This window comes from Sorangiineae bacterium MSr12523, from assembly GCA_037157775.1.
Lineage (GTDB): Bacteria > Myxococcota_A > Polyangia > Polyangiales > Polyangiaceae > Pendulispora > Pendulispora brunnea.
Window position 1 is genome coordinate 12,090,734 of the sequence record CP089982.1, and the last position, 11,515, is coordinate 12,102,248.

Consider the following 11,515-nt stretch of genomic DNA (forward strand, 5'->3'; position numbering starts at 1 on the left):
AAATGCGTTGACGATTGCACATCAAAAGAACGAAGACGCCCTGCCATGCGATCCTCCTTCGCCCCACTTCGAATTGTGCTCATTTCCGCATTGCCCTTCGGATTCGTATCCTTGGCATGCAGCAGCGACGGCTCGGCCGTGCCGCAGACGATCCCGGTGCCGGCGCCCCCGGCGGATCCGGGATTCACCGATTCGGCCCCGGTTCCCGCGGTTCCGGCGTATGTGGACCGGTACAAGTCCAATGTGGCGGCCAATGCGACGGAGGATACCAATGCGACGTTGGGGCTGCTCGCGAACTTCGACGCGCTCTGGATGCGTGGAGCGACGTGGGACGGCGGCCATCCCACGGAGACCGGAAGAGCCACCCTCGAGGCCAATATTCATTATGTGGTGAATGCCACGCAAGGTCGCACCTCGAACCAAGCGGACGACGCGTATTTCGATGATCGTCGAAATCAGAGTTACAGCATCATCGACGGCCTCGGCCCGCTCGCATCTCGGTACTATTCCGGGGCGGGGGCCACCACCACCATCACCGCCATCCCGGCCGATGCGACGACGGTGAGGTACGACGACCTTGGCACCGGCGCCGGTGATGCGGCCAGCGCCCTGGGAAAGGTCGTCGGCCTGGTGAATTTGCTGCGTGGAAACTATTCGTCCACCACACCCACGAAGAATTACTTCCTCTATCCCCGTCCGTTTCGACAGAGCGCCGACGTCGTCGTCGTTCCTACGTTGGTTCCGGCCGAGAGCTCGACACCGGCCACGGACAGCGGCTTTACGAGCGGGCACACGAACGCCGCTTATTTGGCGGCGTTTGCGATGGCTTATGCCATCCCTGAGCGCTTTCAGGAGCTACTGACCCGCGCCTCCGAGTTGGGGCACCATCGCATCGTTGCGGGCATGCATTCTCCGCTCGATGTCATCGGTGGACGGATGGCGGCAACGGCCATTGCCGCATCGGTGCTGGCCGATTCCGACAATGCCGCGGCCAAGCGGGCGGCCTACGAGCAGGTGCACGCGTACTTCGAAGAAGGGCAACCCGCCACGAGCCTCTACGAGCAGGCGCACGCGGGGCCGCCATCGATGGACCGGTTTGCCTCCGAGCGTGACAATCGGGCCGCATACCGTGAGCGCATGACGTACGGCTTTGCCCCGCCGAATGCCGCGGCCATGACGCCATCGGTTCCGTCCGTCCCGAAGGCCGCCGAGGTGCTGCTGGAAACGAGGTTCCCGTATCTCGATGCGGAGCAGCGGCGGGTCGTGCTCCGTACGACCGCGCTCGAATCGGGGCTTCCGGTGCTCGACGATCCGGAAGGGTGGGGGCGGCTCGATGTGGTGGCGGCCGCCGATGGCTATGGCCAATTCGCTGGCAATGTCGTGGTGACGATGGATTCGTCGCGGGGTGGATTCCACGCCGTCGACCGCTGGAACCATGACATTTCGGGTCCCGGCAAGCTGACCAAGCGCGGCACGGGGACGCTCATTTTGACGGGCCAGAACGGCTACGCGGGCGGCACGCAGCTCGAAGGCGGCACGCTCGAGGGGGACTCGAATACGGCCTTTGGCGCGGGCGCGGTGTACGTCGGCGGCGGCACCTTGATCGATCATGCGCCGGGGACGCTGACCATGGCGGGCGACTACACGCAACTCGCCGCGGGTACGTTGACCGTGGACTTGGGCACGGGCGGTGCGGGGCGTGTGGCGGTTTTGGGGCGGGCCACCTTCGTCGGGGGCACGCTGCACGTGCGTTTCCGTTCGGAGTACAAGCCTGCGGTGGGCGATACGCTCGAAGTGCTTTCGTGCAGTCGCTGCGCGGGCAAGTTCGACACCATTGCGGTCGACGGGTTTGCCGTTACGCCGCAGTACTCCGAGGGCGGCGTGAAGCTCCACATCGAGCGGGCTCCATCTCAATGAACGGCGCGGTAGGGGCGCAGCCTCGCCGGATCGAAGGTGGCAATCAGGAGCGCCTCGCCGGCTAGCACGTGCTAAGAACATGCATGCCCGACGTCAAACTCGATTTTCAGGCATGGCTCGCAGCCCGGCGCGACAGTGAGCTGTCGGACGAGAGCGATGCGCTGGGCGAGGAGCTTTTCACCTGGATGGACGAACAGGTCGTCGTCGAGAAGAGCGGCTGGGCGCCGGAGTTATGCGAGCGCGTCGCAACGCGACTGCAAGCCGCCGACCCTGCGAGCATCCGCAAATGCCCCGTGGTGTTCTGGTCCGAGCAGCGAACGGCCTTCGCCGTGCCCGGGCGCTACATTTACATTGGGCGGCGCCTGATCGAGGAAGCCATGCCCGAAGATGCGGTGGCCTTTCTCTTCGCGCACGAGCTCGCGCACCACCGACTCGGGCATACGAAGCAGCTTTTGCCGGCGTTGCGCTGGGCGCGGCATCTTCCCGTGGCCCAGATCGCGTCCTTTCTCGCCGTCGCGGCGGTGCGCCTTGCAACCTCGCGCGAGCAGGAAACGGAGGCCGACGCATGGGCCTTCGATCGATGCCTCGAGGTCGGTTACGACGGCCGGTCGTGCCTGCAGCTGTTCGACGTGTTGCGAAAGGTCGCCGAAGACTACGGCGATCTCGATATGGCATATGGCCACGACGACGTGGAGGCCGCCGCCCAGAGGGAGTTGGACAAGCACCAGCAGCCCGAATGGCGAAACGCCCTTTCCGCGCTTCTCGAGCGTGGAGCGCGCGCCCGCTGGGAGATCATCCGCGGGTATCCATCCATCCGCGATCGACGCGCCCGGCTCGAAGCGCGGCTCGCGGAACGCACGAGGTGACGCCTAGGACTCGGACGGCAGTCGTATCTTCGTGATTCTCGATGGGAACGGCGAAGGGGCGCCGGCGAGAAACCAGATGGCGATGACGGCGTCGAGGATCAGGCATCCAAAGGACGACGTCTCCATGAAAGGCCAAATGGGATTCCCGAACAGATGGTGCACCAGATCCCAGGCCGAGTGCATGAGCCAAGCGACACCGATGAACCGATGGGAGCGTAAACCCAAATAGGCCACGAAGCTGCCGACCGCGGGAAAGAGCAGCTCCCACGGTCCCAGGCCGCCGCTCAAATACGCACCGGTCGCGCCCGCGACGAAGATCGCATTGAAGTTTCGCCGCGCCGGCTCTTTGACCAACGACATGCAAAGAATGAAGACGAGGCCGCCCAGCACGGGGCCGAGGTAGTCGCCAATGTGTTCGGGGAATCCACGATGCATGGGACGAAGGATACGAAATGGGCCATACTCCGCGAGTGGCAACGAAGACATCTTTCGCAGGATTCTCGCCAAAGCGAAATGCGCGCTCGCCTCGCCGTCATTTGGTGGCCGTGCTGGCGTTCGACGGTGTCGTTCTCGGCGATCTCGCGACCCCTTGCGAATTGTTCGGGCGCGTTCGGACCGACGATGGGCGTGCGCCGTACGAGGTACGGGTGTGCGGCACGTCCAGCCGCGTGGCCTCGGAGCTTTTGACCCTGCACGCACCCTGGCGAATTTCGTCGGTGGACCACGCCGATACCGTGATCGTGCCCGGCGTAGACGATGTCGAGCGCCCCGTCCCCGTCGCGATCCAAACGGCCATCCGGCGCGCACTCCGTCGCGGTGCACGCATCGCCTCCATTTGCAGCGGCGCCTTCGTCTTGGCCGCCACGGGCATTCTCGACGGCTTGCGTGCGACGACCCATTGGCTCGGCGCGCCCGAGCTCGCGCGGCGCTATCCGCGGGTGCAGGTCGACCCCGATGTTCTCTACGTCGACAATGGGCAGGTGCTGACCTCCGCGGGCGCCGCCGCGGGGCTCGATTTGTGCCTTTACCTGGTTCGGCGCGACTTCGGTGCGGAGGTGGCCGCACGCGCCGCGCGGATTGCGGTGATGCCGCTCGAGCGCGCGGGCGGCCAAGCGCAATTCATTGCCTACGAGCCGCCGGCCCGGAACGGAACCGCGATGGGCAATCTGCTCGCGTGGATCGAGCAGCACCTCGCGGAGGAATTGACGCTGTCCGTGCTCGCCCGCCGCGCCGCGATGAGTTCGCGGACATTCTGCCGCCGCTTTCGCGAGCAAGTGGGCACGACGCCCGCGGCATGGATTGCGAGGGCCCGCGTCACGCACGCGCAGCGCTTGCTCGAGAGCACCAACCTATCCATCGAGACCATTGCCTCCGAGGTTGGGCTGCGATCGTCCACGGTGCTGCGCGATCACTTTGCGCGCCTATTGGGCACCAGCCCCAATGCCTACCGGCGCGCATTCTCGGCCGCCTGAGTGCCGGCGCGTCTGGATCCTCGGTGATCCTTCCACGCGAATTGCGGTTCTGTAAATTGGTGTGAACGGAGGCTATCCATGGGCGTGCAATGGCGTCGAATCCGTTGGATGGTTGCTTTTCTGGCTCTCACCGAGACGCGCGCGTTGGCTGCGGAGCCAGACCCCGTGATGAACAAGGCCGTCTTCAACGATCCCATTGGATCCAAGGCGGCGCAAAATGCGATTTTCATTCAGTTTGCGCGATTGATCGATCGCGTGCCGTCGGGGGAAGAGATCCAGATGTCCTTCTTCGGGTGGGACCCGCCCAATACGGGTGACACGGCCGAGGAGCCCGATCTCGGGGCCCGGTTGGTGGCCGCTCATGCCCGCGGTGTTCGGGTCAAGGTCATCTTGGATCAGGGAAATACGGGGAACGCGGCGCACACGCGTCTGGCGAACGCGCTCGGGAGCGATGATACGAAGCCCTCGTACGTGGTCACGTGCAATGACCAGTTTCCGAATGGTCCGAAGCGCGGCTGCATTGGAACGCGCGTCGTCACATGGTCGGACGGCAGCAAAACCTATGCGTACAATCACAGCAAGTTCGCTCTCTTTTCGAAGGTGGCACTTGCCGCGGGGACCGTGTCGAGCGTGGTCTTCCAAGGGTCTTCGAACATGGGACTCTGGGATACCAACGAGTCGTACAACAACATGCTCACGTGGAGCGACGCCGGCACGTACGGGGCATTTCGGACCTATTTCGAAGATTTGCGGCGTTACCGCCGCACGGCGGGCGGCAACAATGACTATTATTGGGTAACGCCCAGCGGGACCGACTACAAAGTGCACTTCTTCCCGCGGCGCGAGCGCTCCGGTCAGCCTTTGGACGATGCGGCTTCCGACACCGTGTACAACATCTTGGAGAGCATTCGATCGTGCAGCTACGACGACAACGGCGTGACGCGGCAAACCGACGTGCGCGTGGCCATGTGGGCCATCAATCGCCCGGTGGTGGCGCGCAAGCTCACCCAATTGCGCAGGGCAGGCTGTTGGGTCGACGTGGTGTTCTCCGAGGCGAACGAGTCGTCGTTGAACGAACTCCGTGCCGCGGGCGGGCCGCAGCTGACGAAATGCAACTACAACGTCGGACCCGGGCTCGATGTGCGCGTGCATTCGAAGTACATGCTCATCGACGGCGCTTACGATGACGACATCGTGCCGCGCGTCTTCACCGGGAGCCACAATTACGCCTACTCGGCCCTGCGCCAAGCCGATGAAACGTTGGTGCGGATCATGGGCCGCCCGACGCACACGGACTACCTGAACGACTTTTACCGCATCCGCGATACGTGCCGCGCCCGCGGAGGGATCATCCGCTAGCGTGCGGGCGGCGACGTTCGTTGCGCTCCGTAGCCGGAAATCGAGCCCTCGATGAGCTTCGTGATGACGTCCGCGATCTTCTCGAGCGGCTCGGAAAACTGGCTTCGAAACCAGCGCAAGGCGATGTGGTGGACCGCACCGACGTAGCCCGTGGCCAATGCGTCCCGGTCGGAGACGACCTTCGACTTCGCAGGGAATTCCTCTGCGATCATCTCTTGGAAAACGGTTCCCATGGCGGAGAGAAATCGTTCCACCTGCTTCACCGTGGGCGCCACGGTGAAGGCTTCGACAAGCAGGATTCGGGCGATGTACGGCTTGCGGTGGATGACCTTCAGGTAGGCGGTCACGCCGGCGCGCAGGCGATCGGGGAGCCGCGGCGGCGCGGCGGCGATGGCGTCGGTGATCTTGGCCCGCCATTCGTCGCCCAATTCATGGACGATTTGCGCAAAGAAGTCATCGATGCCGCTGAAGGACTCGTAGAAGTATCGCTGGGTCAAGCCGGATTCCGCGGCGATGCTTCGCGTGGTCGTTGCGGCGAAGCCGTCCCGCCCAAAGCACACGAGGCCCGCAGCCATCAGTCGCGCGCGTCGCTCCTCCCGACGCTGATCGCCGCTAACGCCTCCGTAAACACGCTGTCCTTCCATGGCTTTCGCACCGGCCGCCGAACGAGTCACAGCAAGATTTGACCTCATCTGCTTCCAGATACAAGGCGGAGAAATTTCCCACGTCTGCACACACAGCAGGAAATCCCGCAAAGAATGGCGTGCTCGTCGATCAAATTTGACATCGTTTGCTTCCTCATCAAAAGTGGAATCAAACGATGTCACATTGAGGGGTAGCCATGCGAGGGGATCGAACGGTTCTGCGCGCCGGCGCTGTCGCCATGTTGTTGTGCGCCTGTGGGGGCGGGGACGCGGAGCACACTGGAGGCGATGGATGGTCGCCCGACCGGGGGCCCGTGTCCGGTGGTTCCTCGTCCGAGGGGAAGCCCAGCGTCGGGCTCGTGGTGCTTTCCAATCGGCCCGATCTCCTGAGCGCCCATGACGCGCTGGTCGAAATCGTTCTTCCGCGCGGCGCGAGCGAGCCCGATATTGCGACACTTCGCGTCGATGTCGATGGGCGCGATGTCACGGCGGCGTTCGAACGCCGCAAGAACGGTCGCGTGATGGGGCTCGTGACGGGGCTTGCGCTCGGGCGCAACGTCCTTTCGGCGAGCTTGGCCGGCGGTGTACCGCATCGTGTCGAATTGGTGAACCATCCCAATGGCGGTCCCGTGTTCGCGGGGCCCCAGGTGCAGCCGTGGGCGTGCCAGTCGACGGCGGTCGACGAGGCGTGCAACCAGCCGGTCGCCTACAGCTTCTTTTACCGGTCCACCAACCCGAACAAGGATTGGCAACCCTACGATGCGGAGCACCCGCCGTCGGACCTGGCCATGACCACCACCGATGCGGGCGTGACCGTGCCCTTCATCGTGCGCGTCGAGACCGGGTACCAGGATCGCGATCAGTACACGATTGGCGTGCTGTTCCAGCCCGGCTCACCGTGGACGCCCTGGGAGCCGCAAACGCAATGGAATCGCAAATTGCTCATCACCCACGGCGGTAGCTGCGGGGTCAGCTACGCGGCCGGGTCTGCGCCCAGCATTTTTTACGACGGGGCCGCCGGAAACATCACGGGCCTTCCCATCATAGACAATCAAATAGCCAACAGTCCGACGGTGGCCTTGGGGCGGGGTTTTGCCGTCATGTCGACGGCGCTCGACAACAATGGGCACAATTGCAACCTGCTGACGCAGGCCGAATCGTTGGTCATGGCCAAGGAGCACCTCGTCGAAACCTACGGCGAGCTCCGATACACCATTGGAACCGGGTGCTCGGGCGGCTCCTTGTCGCAGCAGTGGATCGCGAACGCGTACCCTGGGATCTACCAAGGCATCTTGCCCCAGTGCTCGTTCCCCGACACGTGGACGAGCACCACGCAGGTGGCGGACTATCACTTGCTACGCGCCTATTTCGAGAACCCGCTCAAATGGAAGTTCGGCATCCTTTGGACGCCCCTGCAATGGGGCTCCGTTACAGGGCACCCGAACTACCTCAACGTCCAGCTCGCCGACAATGCCTTCTTCTCAGCGGCCGTCGCGACCTATGCGTGCTCTGGAACGACGGCCGAGAACCGCTACGATCCATTGACCAATCCGGGCGGTGTTCGCTGCGGCATTGCCGATCATGCGATGAATCTCTTTGGCCCGCGCCCTGCCGACGTGTGGACGGCGGCCGAAAAGACCGTGGGGCGCGGCTTTGCGGGGTTGGCCCTCGACAACGTTGGTGTTCAATACGGATTGGCGGCGCTCCAGAGTTGGGCGATCACACCGGCCCAATTCATCGATCTGAATGCCAAGATCGGTGGAGTCGATATCGATGGCCAGGTGGTCTCGAAGCGAACCGTGGCCGACCCGCAGGCGCTGGCCCGTGCCTACCGCAGCGGGGCGATCAACGAAGCCAACAATCTGGGTCAGGTTGCCATCATCGACCTGCGAGGGCCCGATCCCGGGTTTGCCCACGACGCATATCGGACTTGGGCCATCCGGGCGCGGCTCGACCGGGCGCAGGGGCACCACAAGAACCATGTCGTATGGTTCGGCCAGGTTCCCGTCTTCGGTGGGCTCAACTACCCACGGGAGGGCCTGATTGCCATGGATCGCTGGCTTTCCGCGGTCGAGGCGGATGGGCGTGACGCACCGCTCGCGCAAAAGATCGTCGAGGACAAGCCGGCCGACATTGGCGACTACGGTGCGGGGTATTTCTACGGTACGCCCCGGACGGTGGCCGGGGAGGCGATCACGACGGACATCAACAAGTGCCAGCTGAAGCCGCTGAGCCGGAATGACGACTATGGACCCGGGTTCTCCGACTCGCAGTGGTCCGAATTGCAAGCTATCTTTCCGGACGGGGTTTGCGACTACGCCAAATCCGGCGTCGCGCAGGACTCGACGATCCCGTGGCTCACATACCAAGATTCGTCAGGTCACGTCGTCTATGGGGGTCAGCCAATGCCAATGAATCGACAGGCTGGCGGCTGGGCAAGTGCGGCATTTTCGCCAAAGGAGCACTGAATCATGGCAACACGCGGTACCTTTCCATGGCTCGTGGCCTTCGCCCTTTCGCTGCTTGCGCCGACCATTCCGGCGTGCAGTTCGTCGTCGGATTCCGGCCGGCCCAATCCTGACGCAAATGACGCAGATGCTTCCACCCCGCCGCCGCCGGCGACGGGTGTTCCGGCGCGGACGTGGACCTGGGTCGACATCCCTGGCTCGCAATGTGCCAATGGCCAGCCCACGGGCATTGGCGTGTACGTGAATCCCGACTCGCCCGAGCTCTTCTTCTACATGGCCGGCGGCGGCGCATGCTGGGACGGCGAGACCTGTTTCGGAACCAAGTCGGCGACCTACGTGGAATCGGGTTACGCGCAGCGCGAGTTCGAATCGGATTCGCAGGCGCTGCTGGTCCAAACCATCCCGACCGGGAACAACCCACTTGCCGGTAGGAGCATGGTCTACGTCCCCTATTGTACGGGGGACGATCACGCAGGAAACAACGTCATCGACTACGAGTACAAGGGCGTGACCAAGACGGTCCACCACGTCGGCTACGAAAACGTGGGAAGGGCTCTCGAGTACGTCGCCTCCACCTGGCCTGGGATGAAGCGCTTGATTCTTGCGGGGGTGAGCGCGGGTGGCTTCGGAACCGTGTTCAACTTCGACCGCGTGCAGCGGCGATTTCCCAACGTGCGTGTCGATGGGATCGATGATTCGGGTCCGCTGATCCAGCCGGCACCGGGAATCTGGGAAACGGTGAAGTCGCACTGGAATGCGCAGCTCCCTCCCGACTGCCCGGGGTGCGGGGAAGTATCGGGCTACTTCGATTTCCTGGCTGGGAAATATTCGAACGGGCCGAACCGATTTGCGCTCATCTCGTACACGTTCGACAGTGTCATCGCAGGGTTCATGCAACTTTCCGGGGCACTGTTCAACTTGAAGCTCGAGGAGCTGGGCAAGCGAATCGCCTCTTCGTGGCCGGCGGCACGCTATTACTTCATTCCGGGCACGTTGCACGTCGGCATCGCCAACGATGCCTCCCCGGAGTTTTATGCGTGGGTGGCGGCCATGCTCGACGACGATCCGAATTGGGCCAATCATCCGAATTAGCCAATCACCTCGCGCGCATTGCCACTCAAATGTCACCCGCGCATCCGCGGAATGCGTGATATGCGGTCTTGCAAAAAAGGAGGCTTGTCATGGGCCGAATTCGTACGACCGTGGTACTCGGTTTGACGTCGCTCTGTGCGGCGAGCGTCTATTTGCAAGGTTGTCGAGGTGACGGTGTCGAGGAATCGCCGGCGCGCACCGAACAGCGGAGCACGCAAACCTCGGGGAACTTGATCGTCAATGGCGATGCGGAGTTCGGCGACTCGAGCGCCAGCGGATACGACGGCGTGACCATTCCTGGGTGGGAAATGGTCGGGGTGCCGAGCGTCGTCAGTTACTTGAACAGCACCGGGTTTCCCGACGCCGCGACGCCGGGGCCCGAAGATCGCGGCACGAACTTCTTCGCCGGCGGGCCGGTGGGGAATGCCTCGCTGCAGCAATTCATCGACGTCAGCAGCGTCGCCGCGGAGATCGACACCGGCACCGTCACCTTCGATCTCGCGGGATGGTTGGGCGGCTATGCTTACGAGCGCGCGTCGGCGAAGCTCACCGTGAAGTTCCAGGGCATTGCCAACGATGCGCTCGGCTCCGCGACCATCGGCCCCGTCACCGTCGTCGACCGTTGGGGCTCCACCTCGTTCCAGCGCCGCTCGACCCAGGGCGCCGTTCCCGCGGGGACTCGCCGCATCCGCGTCCAACTCGACCTCGACGGCGATCCGGTGCGCAATCTCCTGGTCCAAACGAACGACGCGTACGCCGACAACCTGTCGCTGACCTTGTCGCTGCCTCTGCCCGCCGCGCCGCCTCCGGAACCTGCCGCGAGCACGGCGCCTGCGCTGGACCACGTCTTCTTCGTCATCATGGAAAACGAGGGATTCGGGGCGGTCATCGGCAACGCTGCGGCGCCTTACCTGAACGACCTGGCGGCCAACAACGTGACCCTCGCCAATTCGTACGCGCTCGTGCACCCGAGCAATCCGAATTACATCGCCGTGGCGGGCGGCAGTGCTTTCGGGCGCACCGACAATCCGCCGCTCACCCTGGCCATCGACGCGCCCCACATCGGGGATCGCGTCGAGGAGGTGGGGCGAACGTGGCGTGCCTATGTCGAGGGCGCAAACGGCCTGTGCGACGGAGTTCCCCACGATACGCCCACCGGCAAATACTACCCGGACAATGTCCCATTTTGGTTCTTCGCCGACATGAAGGATCCCGCCCGCTGCGCGGCGCGATTGCATCCGATCGAGCAGCTCTGGACCGATCTGGCCAAGGACACGACGACGCCGGCGTTCGTGTGGTTCGAGCCGAATGGCTGCAACATGATGCACGACTGCAGCGTGGCCACCGGGGACGCCTGGATGAAGGCGAACTTGCCGAAGTTGTTCGCGTCGGAGGCGTGGACGAAGCGAAAATCGCTGCTCGTCATCACGTGGGACGAGGACCATTACTTCGACGGGCAACACATCCCGACGATCATCGCCGGCTCGCCTGGGCTCCTTCGCGCGGGGTTCGTGTCCAATATCCGCTACGACCACTACAGCATCGCGCGGACCATGGAAGAGGCCCTGGGCCTGCGCTTTCTGACCAAGAATGACCGGTACGCAAAGCCGCTCAACGACATTTGGCAGCGTCCGTAGCGAGCGAATCGCCGCCAAACAAAATTGCAGCCCAGGGCGTCGCGCCGGCATCCAAGAAAG

The 11,515-nt window shown here is 63.7% G+C and carries 9 protein-coding genes; 7 read left to right on the forward strand and 2 right to left on the reverse strand.

Annotated elements, in window-relative coordinates; all coding sequences use genetic code 11:
- The first annotated feature begins 45 nt into the window (after positions 1 to 45).
- On the forward strand, positions 46 to 1,917 hold the full coding sequence (locus LZC95_47750) for a phosphatase PAP2 family protein (GenBank protein WXA94127.1): 1,872 nt from the start codon (positions 46 to 48) through the stop codon (positions 1,915 to 1,917).
- Positions 1,918 to 2,000: 83 nt separating this feature from the next.
- Positions 2,001 to 2,783 (forward strand): M48 family metalloprotease, encoded by a 783-nt coding sequence (locus tag LZC95_47755; GenBank protein ID WXA94128.1) that lies wholly within the window; start codon positions 2,001 to 2,003, stop codon positions 2,781 to 2,783.
- Between the two features lie 3 nt (positions 2,784 to 2,786).
- On the opposite strand, the gene LZC95_47760 is transcribed toward LZC95_47755, so the two are convergent.
- Positions 2,787 to 3,218: a DUF6010 family protein gene (locus LZC95_47760; protein ID WXA94129.1), complete on the reverse strand. Its 432-nt coding sequence runs from the start codon at positions 3,216 to 3,218 to the stop codon at positions 2,787 to 2,789.
- A gap of 35 nt (positions 3,219 to 3,253) precedes the next feature.
- Here LZC95_47760 and LZC95_47765 point away from each other — a divergent pair, with 35 nt between their 5' ends.
- Complete coding sequence (locus LZC95_47765) at positions 3,254 to 4,255, forward strand: helix-turn-helix domain-containing protein (protein WXA94130.1); 1,002 nt, start codon at positions 3,254 to 3,256, stop codon at positions 4,253 to 4,255.
- Between the two features lie 108 nt (positions 4,256 to 4,363).
- A complete protein-coding gene (locus LZC95_47770; protein WXA94131.1) occupies positions 4,364 to 5,614 on the forward strand; it encodes a phospholipase D-like domain-containing protein in 1,251 nt (416 codons plus the stop codon).
- Here the strand turns inward: LZC95_47770 and LZC95_47775 are convergent.
- A complete protein-coding gene (locus LZC95_47775; protein ID WXA94132.1) occupies positions 5,611 to 6,258 on the reverse strand; it encodes a TetR/AcrR family transcriptional regulator in 648 nt (215 codons plus the stop codon). The two genes, LZC95_47770 and LZC95_47775, sit on opposite strands and share 4 nt — an antisense overlap.
- Positions 6,259 to 6,455: 197 nt before the next feature.
- On the opposite strand from LZC95_47775, the gene LZC95_47780 reads away from it, so the two are divergent.
- From LZC95_47780 to LZC95_47790, 3 genes are all read left to right on the forward strand, one after another.
- On the forward strand, positions 6,456 to 8,726 hold the full coding sequence (locus LZC95_47780; protein WXA94133.1) for a DUF6351 family protein: 2,271 nt from the start codon (positions 6,456 to 6,458) through the stop codon (positions 8,724 to 8,726).
- A 3-nt stretch (positions 8,727 to 8,729) separates the two neighbouring features.
- Complete coding sequence (locus LZC95_47785) at positions 8,730 to 9,818, forward strand: pectinacetylesterase family protein (GenBank protein WXA94134.1); 1,089 nt, start codon at positions 8,730 to 8,732, stop codon at positions 9,816 to 9,818.
- Between the two features lie 89 nt (positions 9,819 to 9,907).
- On the forward strand, positions 9,908 to 11,455 hold the full coding sequence (locus LZC95_47790; protein ID WXA94135.1) for an alkaline phosphatase family protein: 1,548 nt from the start codon (positions 9,908 to 9,910) through the stop codon (positions 11,453 to 11,455).
- The last annotated feature ends 60 nt before the right edge of the window (positions 11,456 to 11,515 follow it).

Bases quoted from the DNA above. Each gene is read 5' to 3' on its own strand.
- LZC95_47755 (WXA94128.1), top strand. From the start codon at position 2,001: ATGCCCGACGTCAAACTCGATTTTCAGGCATGGCTCGCAGCCCGGCGC.
- LZC95_47785 (WXA94134.1), top strand. From the start codon at position 8,730: ATGGCAACACGCGGTACCTTTCCATGGCTCGTGGCCTTCGCCCTTTCG.
- LZC95_47770 (WXA94131.1), top strand. From the start codon at position 4,364: ATGGTTGCTTTTCTGGCTCTCACCGAGACGCGCGCGTTGGCTGCGGAG.
- LZC95_47790 (WXA94135.1), top strand. From the start codon at position 9,908: ATGGGCCGAATTCGTACGACCGTGGTACTCGGTTTGACGTCGCTCTGT.
- LZC95_47760 (WXA94129.1), bottom strand. From the start codon at position 3,218: ATGCATCGTGGATTCCCCGAACACATTGGCGACTACCTCGGCCCCGTG.
- LZC95_47780 (WXA94133.1), top strand. From the start codon at position 6,456: ATGCGAGGGGATCGAACGGTTCTGCGCGCCGGCGCTGTCGCCATGTTG.
- LZC95_47750 (WXA94127.1), top strand. From the start codon at position 46: ATGCGATCCTCCTTCGCCCCACTTCGAATTGTGCTCATTTCCGCATTG.
- LZC95_47775 (WXA94132.1), bottom strand. From the start codon at position 6,258: ATGGAAGGACAGCGTGTTTACGGAGGCGTTAGCGGCGATCAGCGTCGG.